The following is a 24,430-nucleotide window of genomic DNA, read 5'->3' on the forward strand; positions in this document are numbered from 1 at the left end:
CGGTTAACATTCAAAACGCAATCGCTAAAGGAGTCGATTCACCATGCGCACCAGCAGTAATATTCGGAGCACCGTATTTATCGCCTTATTCGCCGCTCTCTTTATCGTTATGAGCGCCATTCAGATCAAAGTTGGTTCCTATGTGCCTATTACCCTTCAGACGCTTGCAGTCACGCTTGCCGGCGCGATTCTGGGCCCTCGCAAAAGCTTTATTTCGCTTTGGATCGTCATAGCCCTGACGGCAACCGGCCTTCCTCTATTAAGCGGCAGGGGTGGTCTGGAGACCTTGACCGGGCATACGGGCGGTTTTATCTTTGCCTTCCCGTTCTGCGCACTGCTGGTCGGCTTTGCAACGCAAGCCATCTTCCGCAGCGAAGCTCTTATGCGTAACCGGATTGTCGGTTTTATCGCGTTATTCATCGTGTTTGAACTGTTTGGTTCTTTCCTTACTTATGTACCCGGCGTACCTTGGCTGATGCATGTAACCGGTCTTGATTTTGGCAAAGCCATGACGGCCGGCTGCTATCCTTACCTGCCCGGTGACGCGATCAAATCCTTTGTTGCGGCAGTTATCGTGCTGTCTCTCAAACCATACATTCTTAGAATTCAATCGTCAATCCATTCCGGACAGAACGGGAGCCAGGTTCATTCAACGATATAATAAAATACTTAAAACAAAAGCGGCTGCGCCAGGTACTATCCTGCACAGCCGCTTTTGCATTCCCGCTAATTAACCACATTAAGGAATGAATGTCTGCCTTACCGTTCCTTTTCCGTTACCCGCTTCAATCTCGGCAAAGGCTCCGTTAACAAAGGTAATCTGTGGAGGAACATGGCCGCAATCGATGTCGTACAGAATGGGCAGCTTTAGCTCCTCATACAGCTCCGAATACAAATCCTCCTCGGTATAATGATCAACGGGAAGATGAACCGCGCTTCTGCCAAATAAAAGTCCAGCGCAGTTGTCGAACCAGCCTGCCAGCTTCATTTGGACTAACGATCTGCGCATATCCACCGTATTCAGTTCGCAATTCTCCAAATACCAGACAAGCGGTTCACCGTTAATATAGCGGTTTTGGAAATCTTTCACTTGCCCGTATGGGGTACCGATCAAATGCCGGATGACATCGATACATCCCCCTAACAATCGCCCTTTGATCTGCAAGGTTTCATTATTGGATATTACTTTCCAACGGGTTGGTTCCGTCAAATGAAAAATATACGGGCTAGGATGATCATGATTCCATTCCTTCTGATAATACGGCGAAGAATATTGCGTAATGGATTCTCCGGTTTTCAAGGAGAGCACCTCTTCCCACATCCCAGTCGTCTGGTCGGCGTATTCTCCCCGTTGGTCAATGAGATTGGCTCCATGAGCCGTAGCGAGACCCGTTGTTAACGTTACGGCCAGCAACAGCACGCTAATATCGGAATAACCCATAATCCATTTGGCAGGGAGCTGATCCCATTCCATACGCTCCAATATCTCAATCAATAACTCTCCACCCCATGGCGGAAAAATCATGCCGATCGACTCATCCTGCATCATCCGGTTAAATTCAGCTGCCCTTGCCGTAGCCGGCGCCGACTTCGCTTTATGCTGCGACCATACCGTATCCCCGTGTACCATCCGATAGCCTTTGTCCTCCATCCGACTGAAGGCAAGCTTCAACATGGAGTGAAGCTCCGTTCCAATTCCCGATGAAGGCGCCGTTACACCGATTACGGCTGCTTTTTGAAGCTGTGGATAACGAATCATGCCACTTCCCCTTTCGATCTGCTCTATGGATACGGAAATACGACATCCATTTAGGAAATCCCTCCATTTCGTGGGAAAATAAAAAGGCAGACCAGGTTCTCGCCTGATCTGCCCGCCTACCTTATATCCTTACAGCGACAAACGATAAATCGCTACTACATCTTCCTTCGTAAGCTTGCGGAAGTTGCCGCGTGTACCGCTTCCGGTTGTTTTCTCCGCCATCTCGTCCAGTCTGCTGTCGTCAATCTCGTAATCCGCGAGGCGCGACGGAGCGCCAATCGAACTCCAGAACTCGCGCAGCTTCGCAATCCCTTCACGGGCTACATCAAGGTCGCCCTTGCCTTCTGCCTTAACGCCGAATACATTAACCGCGAACTGCTTAAAGCGTCCCACGTTATCTTCCACCGCATAGTTCATCCAGTTCGGGAACAGAATGGCTAGGCCGCCGCCGTGAGGAATATCGTAAACCGCGGACACCGCATGCTCCATGTCATGGTTCGCCCAGTCGCCGATAACGCCCATCGACAACGTTCCGTTCAGCGCCATTGTACCGCAATAAAGAATCGTCTCGCGAAGCTTTACGTTCGTCAGATCATTCACAAGACCTGGAGCTGTCGCAATGACGGTCCGCAAAATCGTTTCGCAGAAGCCGTCCTGAACCGGAGTATTCGCATCATGATGGAAATATTGCTCCAATACGTGAGCCATCATATCCACCATGCCATATACCGTATGGTCTTTTGGCGCGCTAGCCGTAAATACCGGATCAAGGATGGAGAATGTCGGATAAGCCAGAACGTTGCCCCAGCCATGCTTCTCAAGCGTTTCTTGATTGGTAATTACCGAACCGGAGTTCATCTCGGAGCCCGTTGCCGCAAGCGTAAGCACGGTACCAAGCGGAAGAGCTTCCTCCGGCTTCGCTTTGCGCGTAACGATATCCCAGAAGCTGCCCTCGTATTTCGCCGAGATAATAATGGCTTTCGCACAGTCAATCGTGCTGCCGCCGCCAACTGCCAGAACCCAGTCGATCGACTCGGAGCGGCATAACTCGGCTCCGCGGTGGACCGTCGACAGGCGCGGGTTAGGTTCAACTCCGCTTAATTCGGTAACCGTACAACCCGCTTCATCCAGCTTTGCGAGTACTTGCTCGTAAAGACCGTTACGCTTAATGCTTCCTCCGCCGTAAACAAGCAGAACGCGTTTACCCAGCTTTGCCGCTTCAACGGGAAGCTGCTTCAATTGTCCTTCGCCAAAGTGAAGGCGGGTCGGATTATAGTATGTAAATGGATTCATGGTCGTATTTCTCCTCTTCTAATTGGTTGTAAGGCTTAAATGCTCCGACAGTTCATTTTGGCTCAATCCCGTCTAAATTATGAGATTCTCCGCCAAAACTAATAGGGAAAAATAAAGAGAAGCGTTCTTATTCAGAACCGCCTCTCTCTTTATTCTAGTCGCATTCAGCCGGCGCTTCGACCGTAGCGTCTTCGACGTTGATTTTCTCGGATACCGTATCGCGTACGATCGATATAACAAGCTGCAGCAAATAGTTGATGTCCGTTTGGCTTTGCTGGAACTCCGATACGATCGGAATACCGTCCAGCTCGTCCTGAAGAGTTTCCATTTCGCCTTCGATCTTCTTGACCATTTGCTCGTTTTTGAATGTTGTTTCGAATGCAACGACTTCTTTTTGCTTCTTCTTAATAAGCGAGATCAGCGATTGAATGCGATCATTGCCTTGAATCTGCTTCTCTGCACGGCGGTACTGCTGAACTTCCTCGGAAGTAAAGATAAGATCCGCCAGTTCCTTCGCCTTGTGCATAATATCTTCACGAACCAGAAAATCGCGGGTATTGAATTTCGGTACATTGCAACCATGTTCATGGTCATGGTCATGATGGTGGTGCGAATTAGCTGCAGTCTGTTGTTCGGACATCTATCATCTCTCCCACTAATTTGAGTCGCTTCTAGGATACGTTGCTGGCGGAATTCGCCAACGGTTCTGCTTTAATATACCATGTTTTTGCTTCCGTTACACGAACATGTATAAATTGTCCGATCCATTCTTTTGGACCCTCCAGATGCACCAGCTTATTCGTGCGCGTCCGGCCTGCCAATATATTCGGATTGTTCTTGCTCTCGCCTTCCACGAGCACTTCGACAATCTCGCCTTCCATCCGCTCATTGCCTCTCCGGCCAAGCTCGGCCATCAGCTCATTCAGCCGTTTCAGGCGTTTCTTCTTCAATTCCATCGGCACGTTGTCTTCCATACCGGCTGCAGGAGTTCCTTCGCGCGGCGAATAGATGAAGGTATAGGCAAAATCAAAGCCAATCTGGCGAACCAAGGTCATCGTATCCTCGAACTGTTCGTCCGTCTCGCCCGGGAAGCCTACGATAATGTCCGTAGAGAGCGAGACATTGGGGATTGCCCGTTTGATTTTCGCTGCCAGCTCAAAAATTTGCTCCCGGGAATACTTCCGGCTCATCCGCTTCAGCACTTCCGTGCTGCCCGACTGAATCGGCAGGTGGATATGTTCAACCAGATTGCCGCCTTGTGCCAGCACCTCGATCAGGTGATCGTCGAAATCCCGCGGATGGCTTGTCGTAAAGCGGATACGCGGAATATCGATCTTTGAAATGTCATGCATCAAATCGCCAAAGCGATAAGAGATGTCTTCAAAATCTTTCCCGTAGGCGTTTACATTTTGACCTAGCAATGTAATCTCTTTAAAGCCTTGACGGGCCAGCTCGCGCACCTCCGCTATAACATCCTCAGGCCGGCGGCTTCTCTCTTTACCCCGCGTATAAGGTACGATGCAATACGTGCAGAACTTGTCGCAGCCATACATGATGTTCACCCATGCCCGCATGCCGTCCCGTTTCTTCGGCATATTCTCGATAATGTCGCCTTCCTTGGACCATACCTCAACAACCATTTCTTTGCTGAAGTACGCGTTTTGCAGAAGATGCGGCAGCCGGTGTATGTTATGCGTGCCAAAGATCATATCCACAAAAGCATGCTTTTGCAGAATTTTGCCCACCACCGACTCTTCCTGCGACATACAGCCGCAGACGCCTAGCAGCAGCTCCGGCTTTTGCAGCTTCAGAGTTTTGAGATGTCCCAGCTCTCCGAACACCTTATCCTCGGCATTCTCGCGGATCGCGCAAGTATTCAGTAGAATGACATCCGCCTGAAGGCGGTCGTCGGTCCCCGTATAACCCATCTCTTCGAACATGCCCTTCATCACTTCCGTGTCATGCTCGTTCATTTGGCAGCCGTATGTTTGTATTAAGTAGAATTTCCCTTTGCCGATGGTTTGCAGCTCTTCAGGAATCGAGAAATCATAATGGACCTCTATGTCTTCTTTACCGCGTTTTTTTTCGTCTTTATAGTTCGGAGTGGAGTTGATCTGTACGTTCCTGCCTTTAATGCGGTAGGTCGTTACCCCGTCTTCCTCGCTAAGCACCTTAGCATCCGAGAAGTCAAAGTATTTGGAATAGTCTTTAACCTTGTCGGATTCAGCTGCATTGTTCCCCTTTGACATGGTTGTTCACACTTCCCTCTACATGAAATATTGCGGTTTGCTCTTTTTATTAATGATACCTTTGCCCAATAAAAAATTATAGCACAACTATAGCAAGGATATCCATTTGATGCAGACAGCACAAGGTGAAACGGCTATCGCCGTCCTTACGCTTAGAATTTAAAAAAGGCCGACAAACGGTACGGGACCGCTTGTCAGCCTTTTAAAAATGCTTATGATAAGCTGCTATTCGATGATTTCAGCCGTGTCTCCATTTTTGATGCCTGCCGCATTTGCTTCATCCGTATCAATATGCATATCCAGCGCAAAATCAGGTGATACGCGGGCAATAACCTGCTCGAATACAACTCCGCGCTCGCCTTGGAAGCGAACCTTCAGGTGCTGCTTGTCGGCAATGCCCCATTTTTCTGCATCGCTTGTATGGAAATGAATGTGGCGGGCGGCTACAATAACGCCTTCCTCAATCGTAACTTCGCCTGCTGGACCTTTGAGCGTGATGCCAGCAGATCCTTGAATATTGCCGGATTCTCTGACGGGCGGGTTAATGCCCAGGGCAAAAGCGTCCGTACGCGATACTTCCAGCTGGGTTGCTTTGCGTACCGGACCCAGAATTCTTACTTTCGGGAAAGAGCCTTTTGGACCGATAACGGCAACCGTCTCGTTTGCCGCGTATTGCCCCGGTTGGGACAAAGCTTTTGCTTCCGTAAGTTCGCTGCCTTTTCCAAATAATATAGCGACATGCTCCGCAGAGAGGTGAATATGTCTTGCCGATACGCCTACGGGCACCAATTTTTGTTCCATATGTTTCTACTCCTTTGTGTCTATGTATGGTAGCAAGCGTAAACGGCTGCGCCGTCCTTAAGAGGGGCAGCATACGTTTCGCGAATGAAATATAAGCACAGTATAGAAAAAACTATACTTCCTTATACTTTGTAAAAAAAAGCATACGGCAGTTGATAAAAATGCCGTATGCCCATCATACACTTATTTAAATTCGGCTACAAGCTTATTGAACTGTTCTTCCGACAAGGAAAGTTCCTGCTTCGCAAGAGCATCCGCGCCAAAGCCGCTGATCATGTCCTCGTACGATTTGCGCTGCGTGTTTTGATAGATCAGACCCGTCAGCATGCCCTCGGTTTCCATGATTTTGTTCATCGCCATAATACGGTTCGAAGGATCGTAATCCGGGAATTGCTCCAGGTTCACGATGTTTTGTTTGAACCAGTCGTAAGTGTTGATTTTATTGAAGGTAACGCATGGGCTGAACACGTTGATCAGAGAGAAGCCCTCATGCTTTATACCCGCTTCGATCAGAGCCGTCAGCTGCTTCAAATCGCTCGAGAACGATTGGGCAACAAACGTAGCGCCTGCCGACATTGCAATCTCGAGCGGCGACAATGTTGATTCGATCGATCCTTCAGGCGTCGACTTCGTTTTGAAGCCTTCCGCGCTGCGGGGCGATGTTTGGCCTTTGGTCAGACCATAGATCTGGTTATCCATGACGATATACGTAATGTTCAGGTTTCGGCGGATGGCATGGACGGTATGGCCCATCCCGATTGCAAAGCCGTCGCCGTCGCCGCCCGATGCGATAACGGTCAGCTCGCGGTTGGCAAGCTTAACGCCTTGCGCGATTGGCAATGCGCGGCCATGAATCCCGTGAAGACCGTAAGCGTTGATATAACCGGAAATACGTCCGGAACAACCGATACCCGAAATCACCGCAAGTTCTTCCGGTTCAAGACCCACGTTAGCTGCTGCGCGCTGAATAGCGGCTTGGATGGAGAAGTCTCCGCAGCCCGGGCACCAGTTCGGCTTCACATTATTTCGAAATTCTTTAAATGTTGCCATGATTAGTCCAACTCCTTGCACGCTTTATAAACTTCGGATGGCAGGAACGGATTACCGTCATATTTCAGCAGGTTGCGGATTTTCTCCGCGAAGCCTGCATGCATCTTAATTTGGCCGGCGAGCTGTGCGGTTGCGTTGTTCTCGATAACAACCACTTTCTTCGCTTGCTGCAGGTGAGGAATCAGTTGCTCCGTTGGGAACGGGTGAATTTGACGGATCGTAATATGATTCGAAGTAATTCCGTCGTTAGCCAGCCATTCGCGGGCTTGATCGATCGTTCCTCCTGTGGAACCCATGCCGATAATCAGAAGATCCGGAGTATCGGTAGGCGCATCGATGCGAAGACCGTCTCGAATTTGCAAGCCGTTCAGCTTGTTCAGACGTTTATCCATCATATTCAGACGGTTAACCGCGCTTTCGGAAGGACGGCCCGTTTCGTCATGCTCAACCCCGGTTACGTGGTGGATACCGTTCTTAGCGCCAGGCAATACGCGCGGCGATACGCCGTCCTCCGTCAATTCGTAACGCTTGAACAGCTGTTGGGCTTCCAGTTCCGGCGCCTCCTGAAGGAGCTTGCCGCGGTTGATTTGAATCGATTGGAAATCAAACGGCTCGCAGGACTGCTTGCCGAGCGACAGCTGAAGGTCGGTCATCACGATAACCGGCACTTGATATTGCTCAGCCAGGTTGAAAGCTTCGATCATATCATAGAAGCAGTCTTCGATAGACGCCGGAGCGATAACGATCTTCGGAATCTCTCCGTGAGTGCCGTAGACCATTGCGTTAAGATCGGATTGCTCCTGTTTGGTAGGAAGACCCGTCGAAGGGCCTCCACGCTGCGTATCCACGATAACAAGCGGAGTTTCCGTCATGCCGGCAAGGCCAATGGCCTCCATCATCAGAGACAGACCTGGGCCTGCGGAAGCCGTCATCGTCCGTACGCCCGCATAGTTGGCGCCAATCGCCATCGTAACCGCTGCGATTTCGTCCTCCGTCTGAACGACGGTACCGCCAAGCGCCGGCAGCTTCTTGATCAGGTATTCCATGATTTCGGATGCCGGTGTAATCGGATATGCGGACATCAGACGGCAGCCTGCAGCTAGACTGCCGAGGCCAATCGCTTCATTGCCGATCATAAACAGCTTCTGACGGCCGTCTGCTTCATCCAGCTTGAACTCGTTAAGCGGTCCGCCCGCTTGCTCCAACACGAACTCGGCGCCGCGTTTAACCGCTTCGATATTTTTCTCGACGACTGCCGCGCCTTTGCGTCCGAACTCTTCTTCTACCGCTTTATTAAATACCTCAAGAGGCAAACCAAGCAAAGCCCAGGATGCGCCTGAAGCAACCATGTTCTTCATCAGGGAAGTACCAAGCTCTTCCGCCATTGCCGTAATCGGAACAGCGAACAGTCGTGCATCGATTCCTTCCGGTACAACGGGATTAAACTTCGCATCTGCCACGATAACGCCGCCGCTGCGAAGCTCTTTTGCATTCAAATCTATGCTTTCTTGGTCGAACGCCACGAGGATGTCCAGATCATCGGAGATCGCCCGGATCGGGTATGTGCTGATTCGAATTTTATTATTTGTATGTCCGCCCTTGATCCGAGACGAGAAATGACGATATCCGTATAAGTAATACCCAAGCCGGTTAAGCGCCGTGGAAAAAATACGGTCCGTACTTTCGACGCCTTCCCCTTGTTGCCCTCCGATCTTCCAAGACAATTGACTAATCAAAACGCCCATCTCCTCTTTTTGATGGCTTAAGCCGCGTACATTACTAAGGCAATATCCAACAATAATTTATATAATGAATGAACAGTCAAACCAAGTGTAAAGGTGCGGTTTGAAAATTGCAAGATGTAAACGTTTAATGAATGATAATCATTTTCGATTGTTTATATACCGTATTCAGATCTGTTGCGGGTCGCTTGCTACTCCGGCAGATTTTCGTTCAAAAATGAAAGCGCATTACCCGACAAAAACCGCTTGGTCTGCTCTTCCGAGTAGTTTTTGAGCAGCGCTTCGCGCAGCCTGTACACTTCTCCGGGATGAGTCAGCCCGTTCACATATTTGTCGATTCCGTCAAAGTCGGAACCAAGCATAATATGCTGCTCACCGCCAAGCCCGCCGATATGATCGATGTGCCGTAACACATTGTCAACCGATACCTGCTCCCCTTCCGCTACAAACCAAGGCACGTAAGTAATGCCGATGAGACCCTGCAGCGCAATAATAGCCTTTATCTGGTCATCCGTCAGGTTGCGCGGATGATTGAGAATCGCTTTTGCATTGGAATGGGAGGCAATAATCGTTCTCGCAGCCAGATCCGCAACATCCCAAAATGCTTTTTCCGACAAGTGAGATACATCCACAAGTATACCCAGTTTGTCGCATTCGGCGACAAACTCATTCCCCTTGGCTGTCAGACCGCCTCCACGGGGCTCCATAACGCCGTCTGCGGCCCAGTTCGCATGGTTCCAGGTCAATCCTGCCGCACGCACGCCAAGGCGGTGTAGGAGCCTTAGAATCGGTATGCTGCCTTGCAGACCATCCACGCCTTCCAGCGAGAGCAAAGCGCCAATCTTGCCGGCAGCGAGGCTTTCTTTCAGATCGGATTGATTGCGGATCAATTTCATATCCGGACAAGCCAGCACTTTCTCGTAGAAATGGTCAATACATTCTAGTATAGGCTCGATAGCACCGTTCAGTTTCTCCGGTATGTATACCGCAAAGGTTTGAAGGACGGCACCCGATTCCTTTAACCGTTCATACGTTACATCCAGCAAACCGGGTTCACTTTCTTGAAAAGTGAGATTCGGATGCACAAGCAGCTTGCTTAATACATCGCAGTGAAAATCCGCTATGCCAAAGGACACAATCGATCACCTCTCCGCTTACTCCGTCAGCTTCAACAAAGCAAAAAACCTGTCTACTTCGTAAACAGGTTTCAATACCCAGTACAATCCAGCCTTGTTTGGTTAGATATTACCTAGGCTCAACAATCAGTTTTATCGCTGTTCGGTCTTCTCCATCAATGACAATGTCAGTAAATGCCGGTACACAAATCAAATCCACCCCGCTCGGAGCTACGAATCCGCGAGCAATTGCCACTGCCTTGATCGCTTGATTGAGTGCACCCGCCCCGATGGCTTGCAATTCAGCGGCGCCGCGCTCACGCAAAACTCCGGCTAGCGCACCTGCAACGGAATTTGGATTGGACTTTGCTGAAACTTTTAATACTTCCATGAAAAAGGACCTCCTCGGGAATGATGGATGGATTCCACTATTTAGATAGTATTCGAGAGAGGTTAAAAAATTCCTGCTATCGCCGCAATAACTTTCATATCAATTCTGAATTGGCTAAACTTTTAGAATATTCATATAACTACCGCATGAGCAGCCAGTCGTCCTCGGTTAGGCGAATTTTCTGAATTTTGGTCGCTTGGCCCGTTGCATCGTCAATCTGAACGGATACCGCATGCAAATGCCAATCGCCTTCATCCACTACGAAACGTGTTGGCAGCTGGGTCAAGAACTTGTGCAGAACAGCGTTGCGTTCCATTCCGAGCACGCCATCGCGAGGCCCTGTCATGCCTACATCCGTTAAATAAGCTGTACCGCCCGGCAGGACCCGGTCGTCGTTGGTTTGCACATGCGTATGCGTACCCACGACGATTGACGCCTGACCAGCCAAATGCCAGCCCATCGCAATTTTCTCGGAGGTCGCTTCCGCATGGAAATCAACCAGAATGTTTTTCGTATTCTCTTTCGCTTGCGCAACCAGCTCTTCCGCTTTCCGGAACGGGCAGTCAATCGGAGGCAGGAATGTCCGTCCTTGCAAATTAATAATCGCCAGCTGTTTGCCATTGGCTTTAATTAACGCGTGACCTTGACCTGGAGTGCCTTCCGGGAAGTTGGCTGGACGCACCATGCGCGGCTCTTCGTCGATCCATTCGAAGATATCCTTATTGTCCCAAGTATGATTACCCATTGTAATGCCGTGAACGCCCCATTCAAAAAACTCGCGGGCAATAGTCTGTGTAATGCCGCGTCCTGCTGCAGCATTCTCGCCGTTTACGATAATAATATGCGGATTGTATTTGCTCTTCAGTGCCGGCAGCACCTGTTTTAACGCTTTACGTCCTACGCTGCCTACGATATCGCCAATAAATAATACGTTCACTCTGCCACTCCTTTAGTATGCAAAAAAAGTGGCTGACAAGCAGCCACTTTTCGTTCTTGCTATTTGCTTGTGATCTACTTCGCATATTCAACTGCACGGGTCTCACGAATAACCGTAACTTTAATATGTCCCGGATAATCGAGTTCACTCTCGATTTTCTTCGTAATATCGCGTGCAAGCCGGAATGCTTCCGTATCGTCAATCTTCTCAGGTTGAACCATAACACGGACTTCGCGTCCTGCTTGAATGGCGAAAGACTTCTCTACGCCGTCGAACGACTCCGAGATATCTTCCAGCTTCTCCAGGCGTTTGATGTACGTTTCAAGCGTCTCGCGTCGTGCGCCGGGGCGTGCGGCAGACAAAGCGTCTGCTGCTCCTACCAGCATTGCGATAACGGAAGTTGCTTCAACATCACCATGGTGGGAAGCGATACTGTTGATTACAACAGGATGCTCCTTGTACTTCTTCGCCAGCTCTACGCCGATCTCAACGTGCGAACCCTCAACCTCGTGGTCAAGCGCCTTGCCGATATCGTGCAGAAGGCCTGCGCGCTTAGCAAGCGTGATATCCTCGCCAAGCTCTGCAGCCATAAGGCCGGTCAAATAAGCAACCTCCATCGAGTGCTTCAGAACGTTCTGACCGTAGCTTGTCCGGTACTTGAGACGTCCCAGAATTTTAATCAAATCAGGGTGCAAACCATGAACCCCAACTTCGAAAGTAGCTTGTTCGCCGTATTCGCGAATCCGCTCGTCCACTTCCTTACGGGACTTCTCGACCATCTCTTCAATGCGAGCCGGATGTATACGACCATCTGCAACAAGCTTCTCAAGTGAAGTCCGAGCAATTTCGCGTCTAATCGGGTCAAAGCCAGACAGAATGACCGCTTCCGGTGTATCGTCGATAATCAAATCGATACCAGTCAATGTTTCGAGTGCACGGATATTACGGCCCTCACGTCCAATAATACGGCCTTTCATTTCTTCGTTAGGCAGGGTAACGACCGATACAGTCGTCTCTGCTACGTGATCCGCCGCACATCGTTGAATAGCGAGTGAAATAATGTCCCGCGCCTTTCGATCGGCTTCTTCTTTCGCTTGCTGCTCGATCTCTTTGATCATCTGTGCTGTTTCGTGACGCACTTCCTGCTCCACATTCGACAAAATAATCGATTTCGCATCCTCCATAGTCAAGCTGGAGATACGCTCCAATTCACTAAGCTGCTGCTTGTAAATGGATTCAATTTGTTCTTGTGTTTCATCGATCCGTTTCTCTTTGTTGGCAACTAATTCTTCTTTGCGTTCAAGCGCTTCTATCTTTTTATCCAGCGACTCCTCTTTCTGGAGCAAGCGTCTTTCTTGACGCAAGGACTCGTTACGCCGCTCACGGATGTCTTTTTCAGCCTCCGTACGGAGCTTGTGGATTTCATCTTTTGCTTCGAGCACCGTTTCTTTCTTCTGGGCTTCTGCTTCCTTCTTCGCATTCTCTACGATTTGAACAGCAGCTTGCTCAGCGCTGGAAATTTTGGCCTCGGCAATCGACTTGCGAATAAAATAACCAATCCCAAAGAAAATAACGCCAACAACGAGACAGATCAACACCGTCCAAATAGGGTCCATCTTGTTCACCTCCTCGTTGCATTCACCAAGGCAAGCTTGGGATGATATTAGGTTTTTAGCCGGTTTCCATACCGATTGATTCTCAAACTAATTGACGAAAATAATCGTTTCAAATCAACTTTTGGAAGGAAAATTGATTTGATATAAAAGGAATACAATTTTATTTTATCTTTTGGCAAAATCAATTGTCAAGCAAAAGCCCTTCATCCTCATCCGCCTGCTCGATTTCCGCTTCATCTATAGCCGCTTTTGCCGCTTGTTTAACGACATCCGAAGGAAAGCCCCGGCGCATTAAAAAGGAGAGGAGCTTTTGACGTTTCTCTCTATTTTCTCCTTTGAGAGAGCGCCATTTCTTCTTCGCGGCTTGAATGGCTGACGCAAGTTCATCATCTCGATCAATGGCTTCCAGAGCCTCTGACGCGGCCTGATTCGTAACTCCTCGCTGCTGAAGCTCCAGCTTAATCCAGCGACGACCCTTTTGGCTATTACGGATACGCTGCCTGGCGAATTGCCTCGCATACTCTTCATCATCAACAATATGCTCCGATTCTAAACGTTCAAGCGCATATGCAATTGACTCCGGCTCTAACTCCCTGCGTGCCAAATATTGCTCAATTTGTTTGCGTGTCCTCGCTTTGAAACCCAAATAGTAAATAGCGAGCGCATAAGCCCTGTAACGTCCATCTTCCTCCGTTATCTCAGCAATTTCCTCCGTTGTGAGCGAATTGCCCTTCAATAAACGGTGCTTAATTAATAAATCCTCGTGTACCGAGAATAACGGCTTTTCCAAGCCATCCGTGTAGATGTTGTAACGCTTTCGTTCCTTGCGGTCCTGCTCGACCGCTGAAATCTCGATAATCATTCAGGACTCACTCCGTTCGTTATGGCAAAAAAGGAGCAGGGCCGCCCTCGAAGGGACGGCTCTGCTCCTTACCTTTTTACTCATTCACAGCACGGATTCGCAGCTGCGAAAGTTGAATTATTAATCGTCAAGCTCCGACTCATCAAAATCATCGTCATCGTCTTTCGAGAAGTCTGCTTGTTGCGCGGAAGCGGACAAGTTGCTTTGTTCGCGGATTTGTTTCTCGATAACGGCAGCCACCTCCGGATGATCCTTCAGGAACTGCTTGGCATTCTCGCGGCCTTGACCAAGACGGTCGCCATTGTAGGAGAACCAAGCTCCGCTCTTCTGAACGATATCCATCTCTACGCCAATATCTACGAGGCTGCCTTCTCTCGAAATGCCTTCGCCGTACATGATATCAATCTCCGCTTGCTTGAACGGAGGAGCTACTTTGTTCTTCACGACTTTAATCCGCGTACGGTTACCAACCATATCGTTGCCTTGCTTGATCGTCTCAATCCGGCGTACTTCCAAACGCACGCTGGAATAGAACTTCAATGCACGGCCGCCAGGCGTAGTCTCCGGGTTACCGAACATGACGCCGACTTTCTCGCGCAATTGGTTAATAAAGATGGCGATTGTCTTCGACTTGCTGATCGCGCCACCCAGCTTACGCAGAGCTTGCGACATCAGGCGTGCCTGTAGACCAACATGGGAATCCCCCATATCGCCTTCGATCTCTGCTTTCGGTACAAGTGCTGCTACCGAGTCGATAACGATAATATCAACCGCGCCGCTGCGTACAAGCGCTTCTGCGATCTCAAGCGCCTGTTCGCCAGTATCCGGCTGCGACAACAGCAGCTCATCGATATTTACGCCCAACTTGCTCGCGTACAATGGATCAAGCGCATGCTCCGCATCGATAAATGCAGCTTGTCCGCCGATCCGTTGTACTTCTGCAATAGCGTGAAGCGCAACGGTTGTTTTACCGGAAGATTCCGGTCCATAACATTCAATAATACGGCCTCTTGGCAAACCGCCGATTCCAAGAGCAATATCTAAAGCAATTGAACCGCTTGGTACGGTTTCAACTTGCATATGTGTGGATTCCCCTAATTTCATGATGGAGCCTTTACCAAATTGCTTCTCAATTTGACGTAAAGCCATCTCCAAAGCAGCACGACGATCCGACAAGCTACTCACATCCTTCGTTATTTATAATTGTATGATACCTTTTTTCTGATCAATTGCCAAGCTTTTTTTCGAACATACATTCGTCTTTTTATTTCCACGCCCTTTCCAGACGCATGGCGAAACGGCTTTTGCCAACTTGGACAGCAATGCGCGATTCGTCATGAATCTAAAAAATGGACATAAAAAAACCGCAGCAAAGTAATCTTCGCCACGGTTCTTCCGCATGAGACCAATTATAGCGGAAATGGTACAAACAGGCAAGTATTTTTCGGGTTAATCCGACAAATTATTGTTCGCGCAGCTTCAGCCACAATTGGTATAAGGCCGCCTTTACCGCGCGAATCCGGATAATGGCACGTGTACCGGAGAAATGACCGGTAAATACCGATGTCGCCTTCCCTCTCTCCGCTACCGCATAATAGACAAGACCAACAGGCTTGCCTTCCGCCTGTGCCGGACCGGCTACTCCCGTCAAGGAAACGCCAAAATCGGAATCTCCGATCTGCATGGCGCGTTCGGCCATCATCGCCGCCGTCGACTCGCTGATCGCTCCCGGCGCCCCGTCTCCTTCAAGCTGGGCCATCGGAATGCCAAGCAGCTTATGCTTCATCTCGTTCGTATAAGTAACAACGCCGCCGGAATATTCGCCGCTGCTGCCGGGAATGCCGGTAATAAGCTCTGCAAGCAAGCCGCCACTGATGCTTTCGGCAGTCGAAAGCTTTCTTCTCGATGTTCGAAGCAGCTGCACAACCTGTTCTTCCAGAGTAATCTCGTCCTGCGCGAATAAGTGCTCGCCCACCCGTTGCTTGATCGCATCGACGGTTTGATCCAGCTTGACTGCTGCATCGGTTTCGTTCGCCGCTTTGGTCGATACTCGAATGGCGACCTCGCCTTCCTTCGCATAAGGCGCAATAGTAGGATCCGATTGCGCTTCGATCAGATCAATCAGCTTGGCTTCAAGCGTCGATTCTCCGATCCCGGCAAACATAAGCAATCTCGAATAGAGCGGTTCTTCCGCTCCCAGAATAGACCTCAGCCATTCCGACGCCGGCCCCTCCATCATCGGCTTCATCTCGCGCGGAGGTCCAGGCAGCAGCAAATAATGCGTCCCGTCTTCGGACAGACCGTTGCCGACGGCAAGACCGGCTTCATTATCAATCGGAGCGCTTCCGTCAATCATCAGCGCTTGTCTGCGGTTGCTCTCTACCATATGGATGCCGCGGGAGCTGAACATCTGCTCGATTTTATCCATGGACGGCTGATGGAGGGAAAGGCTGCGGTTTAGATAGGCCGCGAGAACATCCTTCGTCAGATCATCCTGTGTAGGACCAAGCCCGCCGGTAAATACAAGCAGGTCGGCACGCTGGCGGGCAATCTCGACGGCTTGGCGGATCCGGTTCGGATTATCGCCGACAACCGTCTGGAAGTAAACATCAATGCCAAGCGATGCAAGCTTTCCGGACAAGAATTGTGCGTTTGTATTGACGATTTGACCGAGCAAAAGCTCGGTACCCACTGCGATAATTTCAGCTTTCATACGATTTCCCCCTTCGAATCCTGCAGCATTAGGAAGCAAAAGCACCTCTCCGCGAATGGAAAGATGCTTTATTGTTACTTATATGATCCTGATTATTGCACAGGAATCAAATGTTTGTTTTTGAAGAAATAGTCGAATCCGGAATATACCGTAATAATAACGGCAATCCAGCTTACGATATCGTCAAACGGAAAATCGATAAACGTAAACGGGAAGTTGTTGAGCAGAAGCGAAATGATCATCGTAATTTGTACGGCTGTTTTCCATTTGCCCCATTTGCTCGCCGCCATTACGCTGCCTTCCAGCAAGGCAATCTGACGCAGACCTGTTACCGCGAATTCGCGGCTAATAATAACGATGGCCATCCATGCCGCCAGCTTATCCATTTGGACGAGCGAGATCAGAACAGCCGCCACAAGCAGCTTGTCCGCAAGCGGATCGAGAAGCTTGCCAAGGTTGGTTACGATCTTGTTTTTTCTGGCGATATAACCATCGAGACCGTCGGTGCTTGCCGCTATGATAAAGATTATAGCCGCTATAATCTGATTGTATGTAATGGAGTAATCATCGCCGAAAGCAAGAGGCTTAATATCGATATTGACGAGCAGAAATACCATAATGATCGGCACTAAAATAATTCTGGCCAGCGTAATCCTATTTGCCAGGTTCATTCGTTCACACCCCCGGACCGTCTAGCCGTGTTCCTGCATTGATGCATGATTGCTTGTACTGTCATATGTATGTCCCCCGGATCGTTTCCAAAACTATCTAACCAAGTATAATACATGCCATTTCCTATGTCAAAATATCGAACGTCATAGAGCGAAAGCCCTTCTTGCCCGAATTGACGAGGCAGCGAAGGGCCGGAAAAGGCTTATTAACGGTAGTTGGTGAACTGCAGTTCGACGGTCAAATCCGCTTCGCGGAGAAGAGCCATAACCGCCTGCAAATCATCACGGCTTTTACCGGTTACGCGGATTTGGTCGCCTTGAATCTGGCTTTTCACCTTAATCTTCGAATCCCGGATCAGAATATTGATTTTTTTGGAATTGTCTTGATCGATTCCCGACTTCAGCTTAATGCGCTGACGAACGGTGCTCGCCGAAGCCGATTCAACCTTGCCGTATTCCAGGTTTTTAATCGGAACGCCGCGCTTGACCATCTTCGATTTCAGAATATCAAGAACGCTTTCCAGCTTGAAGTCATCGTCGGAAACGACAACAAGCTCTTCTTTTTCCAGTTTGATGCTGCTTTTGCTTCCTTTGAAGTCAAAGCGTGTTTCAATCTCCCGCTCCGCTTGCTGAATCGCATTGTTCAGCTCTTGCATATCCATCTTCGAAACAATGTCAAATGAACTTTCAGAACTCATTGTTTGACAACTCTCCCTTTGTATCTAATTCTAATTCAATCCTTACTGGTTCTCCGTACCTGCCGAGTCCCCGGGCGTGGAAGAATTGTCCGGACTTTGAGTCCCTTCTGTTCCTCCGGCGCCTTCCACAGGGTTCAGTTGAATTTTCTTGGAGCCCGCACGGTCTCCGTCGTTAATTTGCACGCCGTCGACGGTAATTGAGCTCAAGTCGGCACGTCCGACATTAATGTAAAGCGGTTGATCCAGGTCGTACGTGAAGGCCGAGCCATCCGGAGCCGTCTCCGAAATAATCGCTTTGCCGGAAGAGCTTCCCGAGCGCACTTCTGTCCAGCTTGGCCCGCCGGAGATCTTGATCTCCACTTTATGTACCACGCCAGCCGGCGCGACATCATAATGATCAACCTTGCCGACCTTAGACGAGAACGTCAAGGTAGTCGGCGATTGGCTTGGAGTTGGCGTAGGCGTTGCCGTTGGTGTTGTCGTTCCGCTGCCGTTCGACGAATTTGGCGATTGGCTTGGCGGGGCCGGTGAAGCTTGATCCGTAATATTCGTATTATCGATCTCATTAGGTTTATCGGCTTTCTGATTAACGAAATAAACCCAAACAACAACTACGATAAGGATCAGGAACGACCACATCATTATGTTGAAGCCAAGCTTGCTGATCCGCTCCGAGGAACGGGTACGAACCCGCTTTGGCTGTCTAGCCGGTACTGCTTCCACAATTTGATCTGTAACGGAAGCAGGGATCTCATGCTGGTACAGCCGAAGAACTTCCTCCGAATCCAGGCCAACGGCATCACAGTAATTTTTCACGAAAGCGCGTAAATAGAACGTTCCCGGCAGTACGCTATGGTCACCGCTCTCGATTGCTTCTAAGTAGCGCTTGCGTATTTTGGTGATCTCCTGAACATCATCAAGCGTTAATCCGCGCTCTTCCCTTGCTTTGCGCAGCAACGCTCCTAAATCTGACATGGTGTCTACTCCTCTCTGCTAGAATTCATTTTCCGAATAATTGGCCGTAAATGATTCGTATGTAATCTCTTCGTCAGGTGTATTTCGCAGCTCAATAATCATATCAAAATGGCTGTAATCGTATTGCGATTCCTTGATGAAAATATCCGGATGCTCAATGACCTTCGTAGAAGGCATAGCCATTATTTCCTGCAGCAGCGAGTAATGCTTCTCGTTGGAACGGATTGTGCTTACGATACCGTCAATGATAAAGATATTGTTGTCGTTCATTTCATCCTCGGACAGCTGGCTGCGGACGGTTTGTCTCAGCAAAGTCGAAGACACAAAGGTCCAACGCTTGTTAGAGCATACGCTTCCGGCAATAATCGACTCCGTCTTGCCGACACGCGGCATGCCACGCAAACCAATAACCTGATTGCCGTCCCGTTTAAACACTTCCCCGAGAAAATCGACCAAAATACCCAGCTCGTCCCTTGTAAAACGGAACGTTTTACGGTCATCCGAGTCGCGTTCGATATAACGTCCGTGACGGACAGCCAATATGTCAACGATCGTAGGTGTACGAAGCTTGTTAACCGTGATGTTATCAACCTTCTGAAGCATTTTGCCCAACAGGACGATTTTTTCTTCGTCATCCGTCTGAAGCAGCATGCCGCGCGTACGGTCCTCTACGCCATTAATCGTCATAATGTTCACTTCAAGCATACCGAGCAGTGAGGCAATATCGCCAAGAAGACCCGGTCGGTTCTTATGTATTTTATATTCCATGTAGTATTGCTGCTTTGATCCCATTTCACACCGTCCCTTGTTGTCACCAATCCCATTGATTGACTCGCTTATAAAAATTTATTCTACAATTTTCGTCACATTCCTGCAACCTATTCGCAGACATTGCAGAAAAGCCTCCAAATTGGGAGGCTTTTCTGAAGATGTGAGCAATTAAGTTTGTTCGACCAGCTTCACCATAAGACCGGCTACCGTTTTGCGTTCATGCTCGTCGCCCGCATCCCATAGCTGCTTCAGTACACGCTGTTGCTCATTTTTAGGATCAACCTTCTCGTCGAGGAAGGAACCAATCTCGTAAGCCAAATTATGAATGGTTTCCTCAGACATCCCGTTGTTTTTGGCTTGTGCCACGCGGTCCGACAAAAACTCTTTCCAATTGTCGAAACTTGAAAGAACGTTAGACATTTTATTTCGCCTCCTGGATAAGTACATTTTAAGAAGAGTGTAGCACTCAACAAATGTTATTGTGCGTAGAGGCGAAACGAATTATACGGAAACAAGGGTGTTAAGTATGCCAGCCGCCGTTTGGACTAATGATTTGCCCCGTTATATACGATGATTCCGGCAAGGACAAGAAGTACACCAGCGAAGCAACTTCATCAGGTTGTCCAAAACGGCCCAGCGGAATTTCCTGCTCGAGCGCCGCCTTTTCTTCATCGTTAAAACCGCTCATCATCTTTGTATCGACAGCTCCGGGCGCCACCGCATTAACGGTTACTCCGGAAGGAGCAAGTTCCTTGGCCAACGCCTTCGTGAAGGCATTCATGCCGCCTTTGGTTGTGGAGTACAGCACTTCGCAGGAAGCGCCGGACATTCCCCAAATCGACGACACATTAATAATCCGGCCAAACCGGTTCGAGATCATATTCGGCATAAATAGCTGGCTGGACAAAAACATACCCTTCAAGTTGACGGCCATCACATCATCCCATTCCTGCTCCGTCACATCCATCAGCATGCCATAATGGGAGATTCCCCCGTTGTTAACAAGGATATCGGGAAGCATGTCATGAGCCTCCAGCTTCTCTTTCATCCTCGTGAGCTGTTCCTTCGAACGAAGGTCAGCCGAAATGGTCATGACATTAGCTCCCAGGCGCATGCATGCTCTGGCTGTTTCGTTAGCCGCTTCATGCGATTCCCTATAGTGAATGACGATGTTAAGTCCCTCCGCGGCAAAGCGCTGCGCGATTGCAGCGCCGATGCCGCGGCTTCCCCCGGTTATTAACACCGTCATTTGTTTAAAAGGCTTCACTAAACCGGCTGTCCGTCCGGCTTCTCAACAATGGAGATTGCCAACTGTTGGAAGTCGAAATGCTCGCGGATCCGTTCATTCACTTGCTCCAGCGTGCAATTCTCGTACAGGGACAAGAGATCAAACATGTCGCTGTCGCGGAACCGGTAACGCGTAAATTCGCCGGCAATCGCTTCAGGGGAGTTCAGCATCCGCAAATATCCGCCGATTTTTTTCCGCTTCGACCGTTCGAAGGCGGCAGGTTCAATACCCGTACGCAGCGCTTCTTCAACAGCGGTACGGATTCGGCTAAGCAGTTCATCCGGATTTGGCGAGTCGCCGCCAATAACCGAGAAAGCATAATCCGTGCTTACGTTAAATTCCGTTCCGAAGGAATCGGAGATTAAATTTTGCTCATACAAATCCTGATACAGGGCCGAGCTGGCACCAAACAAGGCGTCAAGCATCAGCTTGGAAGTCACTTCGTGGCTCAACAGCGCCTCGCCGGTAAGCCCGGTTTTCTTCTCCTTGAAGCCAAACATAACTTTCGGAAGCGATACCGGGAGTTTCGTTACTTTCCTAGGTACCTTAACGCTCTCCGGCTCATGCTCGAAGAAACGTTTGATTTCTCCTTGCGGTTTGAATGACTTGCGTGCTTGATTGTTGCGTACAAGCTCGAATACTTCCTCCGCTTTCACCCCGCCCACTACAAACAGCAGCATATTGGACGGATGGTAAAACGTTTCGTAACAGCGGTACAGCGTTTCCTTGTCGATCTGATAAATGGACTCCACGGTACCGGCAATATCGATATGAATCGGATGGGTGTGATACATGGCGTCAATCAAGCCGAAATAAACACGCCAATCCGGATTGTCTTTGTACATATTGATCTCTTGAGCGATAATGCCTTTTTCCTTATCCACGTTCTGATCGGTGAAATAAGGATGCTGGACAAAATCGATCAAGGTTTCGAGATTGGCCGGAATCTGCTCCGTTGCCGAGAACAGATAAACGGTACGGTCGAAGCTAGTGAAGGCGTTCGCCGATGCCCCTTGCGATGCAAAGGTCGCGAAGATGTCGCCGGTTGGCTCTTCGAACATTTTGTGCTCCAAAAAATGGGCAATTCCGTCCGGTACGCGGACAGGCTCTTGATCGCCTACGGCAAACTTATTATCGACGGAGCCGTATTTGGTCGCAAAAGTAGCATAGGTCTTCTGAAAGCCTTCCTTCGGCAGGACGATCACTTCGAGGCCGTTATCCAGCACTTCGCGGTATAGCGTTTCCTGAACGCCTTTGTAGTCGAGTGTCTCCATTGCCGTCAGGCCTCCTTCTGGTCGCGCAGGAAGTAAATCGTGTCAAGCTGCGCCAATCCCGCAACTCGGACGATATCCTCTGCCGTTACCGCTTCAATCTGGTCAAGCAGCTGCTGTGCCGTTCTTTCTTTGCCGGAAAGCACGGCATTAAAGTCATAAGCGATCATCTCGTAAGCGGAATCCTGCAGCTCCCGCAAATGATTCGCGATCATCGCTTTCGTCTGATTCATCTCGAGATCGGAAAGGTTGCCTTGACGCATGCTCTCCAGCTGCTCCTTGATAATGGTGACCGCCTTCTCATAGTTTGCGATCTCTATACCCGATTGAATCGTGAGCAGACCTTTATGTCCATCCAGTCTGGATGCAGCGTAATAAGCGAGACTTTCTTTCTCCCGGACATTCAAGAATAGCTTGGAATGCGGATAGCCGCCCAGAATGCCGTTATACATCAAGGAAGCGGCGTAGTCTTTGTCGCCATAACCAACATTCGTACGCAGCCCCATGTTTAACTTGCCCTGGTTGACGTCCATGCGTTCCACAACGGTTTTGACATTGCGAACTTCATGGGTAATAGACGGAGTTGAATAGCTTGCAGGGCTGCCATCCTCGATGCGGAAAGCTTCCTTCGCAAGCGCAGCGACTTCCTCCATTGTTGTATCGCCAACGACATATAAATCAAATGCGGCTTCGCTTAGCCACTGTTTGTATTGACTATATAACGATTCCGGCGTAATGGAGCTGATTTCCTCCAGCTTTCCGAGCGGGTGAAGGCGGTAAGGCTCATTTGCGCACATCTCTTCCATGCAGCGTTCGGCTGCATAACGAATCTTATCATTGACGATGGATTCCAGCCGTTTCGTCAACGTCTGCTTCTCCGCGTCTACATACTTGCGGCGGAACACTCCGTCTTCCGTTACCGGCTCCGTCACGACTTCGCCAAGGAATCTCAAAGACGAACTCAATAGAGGTACATCGGACGATACAAAATGATCGTTGATAACGTCCATGCGGAATTGAACGATTTGAGAATCGCCCCTTTTATATACATCAAAGCCGAATCCGGCGCCATACAAATCATCCAGCCTCTCGCGGAAAGCCTTCGTCTCGGGCGTAGATACCGTACCTCGACGCAATACAAACGGGGCTAGCGCGGTTTTTGTTACAGCGTTTTCAGATAGAGGCAGTCCTGCGAACAGCGATATCGCAAACGTCTTGAACCGTTTTGTCGGCATTACATGCAGCCTGATCCGGCCTATTTGCCCTCTTTCGAATAATGTCACTTCCGTTTGCTCCTTCCGAGTAAAATGGAATATAGTAATGTATTCCATTTTCTTGCTTCCTATACCATTCTAACCGATACGAAATGGAAGAAGCAACCTGCCTGCCCAAGGCAGAAAGGCTGCTTCTGATAATCGTTACATGCAGAATATATGCTTGCCAATGGTCTTCACTTGAGGTCTGGACCATATCCATTTGGACGTTGCCGTCTCAGGATTGAAATAGTACGTGCAGCCGCCTGTCGGATCCCATCCGTTGATTGCGTCCTGCACAGCTTTGCGTGCGGTTTCGTTTGGTGTCAGCCAGATCTGACCGTCGGCTACTGCTGTAAACGCAAGAGGCTGGAAGATAACGCCCGAGATTGTATTCGGGAAGCTTGGCGATTTCAGGCGGTTCAGGATAACTGCAGCTACCGCTACCTGACCTTCGTACGGTTCACCGCGCGATTCCCCGTATACCGCATTCGCCATAATCTTCAAGTCGCTTTCCGAAAGCCCGAGATTATTGGATTTCGACGGCGTGCTGCCACCCGAAGATCCGGAATTCGAACCACTGTTATTGCTGTTATCGGAGCCTCCGGTCGTATTACCGGTGTCTGCAGCAGATGACTGCCAATTCTTCGTGGCTTCCCAAAGCTTAAGCTTGGTTTTTGCCCCAACTACGCCGTCGGATTTCATTCCGAACTTCCATTGGAACCAGGTCACCGCATTTTTGGTTTTGGTGCCGAAGCTGCCGTCGATTGCACCATTGTAATAGCCTAAATATTTTAGCCTACCCTGCAGCTCGTATACATCCGAACCGGAGGAACCTACCGTTAAAGTAGCATTGCTGAACGTTTCCTTCACATCATCCTGCGAATATCGCTGGAGGGAATGCATTCCGAACAATACCGTCACAATGATGATAGTCACGACAATTAATCGATTTTTCATGTAGGATTCTGCCTT

At 49.4% G+C, this 24,430-nt stretch carries 24 protein-coding genes; 1 reads left to right on the forward strand and 23 read right to left on the reverse strand.

The features are described 5' to 3' along the window. Nucleotides 1-43 precede the first annotated feature (43 nt). Nucleotides 44-661, forward strand: a complete 618-nt coding sequence (locus tag PJDR2_RS16980; RefSeq protein WP_015844944.1) for a biotin transporter BioY — start codon at nt 44-46, stop codon at nt 659-661. Nucleotides 662-739: 78 nt separating this feature from the next. Here PJDR2_RS16980 and PJDR2_RS16985 read toward each other — a convergent pair whose 3' ends face one another. The 23 genes from PJDR2_RS16985 to sleB form a co-directional block, all read right to left on the reverse strand. Continuing rightward, a complete protein-coding gene (locus tag PJDR2_RS16985) occupies nt 740-1,759 on the reverse strand; it encodes a S66 family peptidase (protein WP_015844945.1) in 1,020 nt (339 codons plus the stop codon). A 129-nt stretch (nt 1,760-1,888) separates the two neighbouring features. Further along, a complete protein-coding gene (locus tag PJDR2_RS16990) occupies nt 1,889-3,052 on the reverse strand; it encodes an iron-containing alcohol dehydrogenase (RefSeq protein ID WP_015844946.1) in 1,164 nt (387 codons plus the stop codon). 154 nt (nt 3,053-3,206) lie between these two features. Further along, on the reverse strand, nt 3,207-3,692 hold the full coding sequence (locus PJDR2_RS16995; RefSeq protein ID WP_015844947.1) for a RicAFT regulatory complex protein RicA family protein: 486 nt from the start codon (nt 3,690-3,692) through the stop codon (nt 3,207-3,209). Nucleotides 3,693-3,723: 31 nt separating this feature from the next. Then, complete coding sequence (miaB, locus tag PJDR2_RS17000; RefSeq protein ID WP_015844948.1) at nt 3,724-5,301, reverse strand: tRNA (N6-isopentenyl adenosine(37)-C2)-methylthiotransferase MiaB; 1,578 nt, start codon at nt 5,299-5,301, stop codon at nt 3,724-3,726. Nucleotides 5,302-5,526: 225 nt separating this feature from the next. Next, a complete protein-coding gene (locus PJDR2_RS17005) occupies nt 5,527-6,102 on the reverse strand; it encodes a phosphate propanoyltransferase (protein WP_015844949.1) in 576 nt (191 codons plus the stop codon). Nucleotides 6,103-6,285: 183 nt separating this feature from the next. After that, entirely contained in the window at nt 6,286-7,152 is an 867-nt protein-coding gene (locus PJDR2_RS17010; RefSeq protein ID WP_015844950.1) for a 2-oxoacid:ferredoxin oxidoreductase subunit beta, read from the reverse strand. Between the two features lie 2 nt (nt 7,153-7,154). Then, nucleotides 7,155-8,888 (reverse strand): 2-oxoacid:acceptor oxidoreductase subunit alpha, encoded by a 1,734-nt coding sequence (locus PJDR2_RS17015; RefSeq protein WP_015844951.1) that lies wholly within the window; start codon nt 8,886-8,888, stop codon nt 7,155-7,157. A gap of 197 nt (nt 8,889-9,085) precedes the next feature. After that, complete coding sequence (locus PJDR2_RS17020; protein ID WP_015844952.1) at nt 9,086-10,030, reverse strand: dipeptidase; 945 nt, start codon at nt 10,028-10,030, stop codon at nt 9,086-9,088. Nucleotides 10,031-10,139: 109 nt separating this feature from the next. Continuing rightward, nucleotides 10,140-10,400, reverse strand: a complete 261-nt coding sequence (locus tag PJDR2_RS17025; RefSeq protein ID WP_005550495.1) for a stage V sporulation protein S — start codon at nt 10,398-10,400, stop codon at nt 10,140-10,142. Between the two features lie 139 nt (nt 10,401-10,539). Beyond that, complete coding sequence (locus PJDR2_RS17030; RefSeq protein ID WP_015844953.1) at nt 10,540-11,337, reverse strand: TIGR00282 family metallophosphoesterase; 798 nt, start codon at nt 11,335-11,337, stop codon at nt 10,540-10,542. A 74-nt stretch (nt 11,338-11,411) separates the two neighbouring features. Then, nucleotides 11,412-12,953: a ribonuclease Y gene (rny, locus tag PJDR2_RS17035; protein WP_015844954.1), complete on the reverse strand. Its 1,542-nt coding sequence runs from the start codon at nt 12,951-12,953 to the stop codon at nt 11,412-11,414. A 181-nt stretch (nt 12,954-13,134) separates the two neighbouring features. Then, a complete protein-coding gene (locus tag PJDR2_RS17040; protein ID WP_015844955.1) occupies nt 13,135-13,815 on the reverse strand; it encodes a regulatory protein RecX in 681 nt (226 codons plus the stop codon). Between the two features lie 120 nt (nt 13,816-13,935). Continuing rightward, nucleotides 13,936-14,991 (reverse strand): recombinase RecA, encoded by a 1,056-nt coding sequence (gene recA, locus PJDR2_RS17045; RefSeq protein ID WP_015844956.1) that lies wholly within the window; start codon nt 14,989-14,991, stop codon nt 13,936-13,938. A 286-nt stretch (nt 14,992-15,277) separates the two neighbouring features. After that, nucleotides 15,278-16,528, reverse strand: coding sequence for a competence/damage-inducible protein A (locus PJDR2_RS17050; RefSeq protein WP_015844957.1), 1,251 nt, complete (start codon nt 16,526-16,528; stop codon nt 15,278-15,280). A 92-nt stretch (nt 16,529-16,620) separates the two neighbouring features. Then, complete coding sequence (pgsA, locus tag PJDR2_RS17055; protein WP_015844958.1) at nt 16,621-17,199, reverse strand: CDP-diacylglycerol--glycerol-3-phosphate 3-phosphatidyltransferase; 579 nt, start codon at nt 17,197-17,199, stop codon at nt 16,621-16,623. A 206-nt stretch (nt 17,200-17,405) separates the two neighbouring features. Further along, the gene (locus PJDR2_RS17060; protein ID WP_015844959.1) at nt 17,406-17,897 is read right to left on the reverse strand and encodes a YajQ family cyclic di-GMP-binding protein; all 492 of its coding nucleotides are present in this window, start codon (nt 17,895-17,897) and stop codon (nt 17,406-17,408) included. Nucleotides 17,898-17,939: 42 nt separating this feature from the next. After that, complete coding sequence (locus PJDR2_RS17065; protein ID WP_015844960.1) at nt 17,940-18,872, reverse strand: helix-turn-helix domain-containing protein; 933 nt, start codon at nt 18,870-18,872, stop codon at nt 17,940-17,942. Nucleotides 18,873-18,890: 18 nt separating this feature from the next. Beyond that, nucleotides 18,891-19,664: a DUF3388 domain-containing protein gene (locus PJDR2_RS17070; RefSeq protein ID WP_015844961.1), complete on the reverse strand. Its 774-nt coding sequence runs from the start codon at nt 19,662-19,664 to the stop codon at nt 18,891-18,893. A 147-nt stretch (nt 19,665-19,811) separates the two neighbouring features. After that, nucleotides 19,812-20,063 (reverse strand): DUF3243 domain-containing protein, encoded by a 252-nt coding sequence (locus tag PJDR2_RS17075; protein WP_015844962.1) that lies wholly within the window; start codon nt 20,061-20,063, stop codon nt 19,812-19,814. 100 nt (nt 20,064-20,163) lie between these two features. Next, nucleotides 20,164-20,892, reverse strand: a complete 729-nt coding sequence (ymfI, locus tag PJDR2_RS17080) for an elongation factor P 5-aminopentanone reductase (RefSeq protein WP_041613494.1) — start codon at nt 20,890-20,892, stop codon at nt 20,164-20,166. Between the two features lie 17 nt (nt 20,893-20,909). Next, nucleotides 20,910-22,205: an EF-P 5-aminopentanol modification-associated protein YfmH gene (gene yfmH, locus PJDR2_RS17085; protein WP_015844964.1), complete on the reverse strand. Its 1,296-nt coding sequence runs from the start codon at nt 22,203-22,205 to the stop codon at nt 20,910-20,912. 5 nt (nt 22,206-22,210) lie between these two features. After that, entirely contained in the window at nt 22,211-23,533 is a 1,323-nt protein-coding gene (gene yfmF / locus PJDR2_RS17090) for an EF-P 5-aminopentanol modification-associated protein YfmF (RefSeq protein ID WP_015844965.1), read from the reverse strand. Nucleotides 23,534-23,620: 87 nt separating this feature from the next. Beyond that, nucleotides 23,621-24,415 (reverse strand): spore cortex-lytic enzyme, encoded by a 795-nt coding sequence (gene sleB / locus PJDR2_RS17095; RefSeq protein ID WP_015844966.1) that lies wholly within the window; start codon nt 24,413-24,415, stop codon nt 23,621-23,623. Nucleotides 24,416-24,430: the final 15 nt, after the last annotated feature.

Source organism: Paenibacillus sp. JDR-2, assembly GCF_000023585.1.
Lineage (GTDB): Bacteria > Bacillota > Bacilli > Paenibacillales > Paenibacillaceae > Pristimantibacillus.

Bases quoted from the DNA above. Each gene is read 5' to 3' on its own strand.
- PJDR2_RS16980 (WP_015844944.1), top strand. From the start codon at position 44: ATGCGCACCAGCAGTAATATTCGGAGCACCGTATTTATCGCCTTATTC.
- PJDR2_RS16985 (WP_015844945.1), bottom strand. From the start codon at position 1,759: ATGATTCGTTATCCACAGCTTCAAAAAGCAGCCGTAATCGGTGTAACG.
- PJDR2_RS16990 (WP_015844946.1), bottom strand. From the start codon at position 3,052: ATGAATCCATTTACATACTATAATCCGACCCGCCTTCACTTTGGCGAA.
- PJDR2_RS16995 (WP_015844947.1), bottom strand. From the start codon at position 3,692: ATGTCCGAACAACAGACTGCAGCTAATTCGCACCACCATCATGACCAT.
- miaB (WP_015844948.1), bottom strand. From the start codon at position 5,301: ATGTCAAAGGGGAACAATGCAGCTGAATCCGACAAGGTTAAAGACTAT.
- PJDR2_RS17005 (WP_015844949.1), bottom strand. From the start codon at position 6,102: ATGGAACAAAAATTGGTGCCCGTAGGCGTATCGGCAAGACATATTCAC.
- PJDR2_RS17010 (WP_015844950.1), bottom strand. From the start codon at position 7,152: ATGGCAACATTTAAAGAATTTCGAAATAATGTGAAGCCGAACTGGTGC.
- PJDR2_RS17025 (WP_005550495.1), bottom strand. From the start codon at position 10,400: ATGGAAGTATTAAAAGTTTCAGCAAAGTCCAATCCAAATTCCGTTGCA.
- rny (WP_015844954.1), bottom strand. From the start codon at position 12,953: ATGGACCCTATTTGGACGGTGTTGATCTGTCTCGTTGTTGGCGTTATT.
- PJDR2_RS17040 (WP_015844955.1), bottom strand. From the start codon at position 13,815: ATGATTATCGAGATTTCAGCGGTCGAGCAGGACCGCAAGGAACGAAAG.
- PJDR2_RS17050 (WP_015844957.1), bottom strand. From the start codon at position 16,528: ATGAAAGCTGAAATTATCGCAGTGGGTACCGAGCTTTTGCTCGGTCAA.
- pgsA (WP_015844958.1), bottom strand. From the start codon at position 17,199: ATGAACCTGGCAAATAGGATTACGCTGGCCAGAATTATTTTAGTGCCG.
- PJDR2_RS17060 (WP_015844959.1), bottom strand. From the start codon at position 17,897: ATGAGTTCTGAAAGTTCATTTGACATTGTTTCGAAGATGGATATGCAA.
- PJDR2_RS17065 (WP_015844960.1), bottom strand. From the start codon at position 18,872: ATGTCAGATTTAGGAGCGTTGCTGCGCAAAGCAAGGGAAGAGCGCGGA.
- PJDR2_RS17070 (WP_015844961.1), bottom strand. From the start codon at position 19,664: ATGGGATCAAAGCAGCAATACTACATGGAATATAAAATACATAAGAAC.
- PJDR2_RS17075 (WP_015844962.1), bottom strand. From the start codon at position 20,063: ATGTCTAACGTTCTTTCAAGTTTCGACAATTGGAAAGAGTTTTTGTCG.
- ymfI (WP_041613494.1), bottom strand. From the start codon at position 20,892: ATGACGGTGTTAATAACCGGGGGAAGCCGCGGCATCGGCGCTGCAATC.
- yfmH (WP_015844964.1), bottom strand. From the start codon at position 22,205: ATGGAGACACTCGACTACAAAGGCGTTCAGGAAACGCTATACCGCGAA.
- yfmF (WP_015844965.1), bottom strand. From the start codon at position 23,533: ATGGAATACATTACTATATTCCATTTTACTCGGAAGGAGCAAACGGAA.
- sleB (WP_015844966.1), bottom strand. From the start codon at position 24,415: ATGAAAAATCGATTAATTGTCGTGACTATCATCATTGTGACGGTATTG.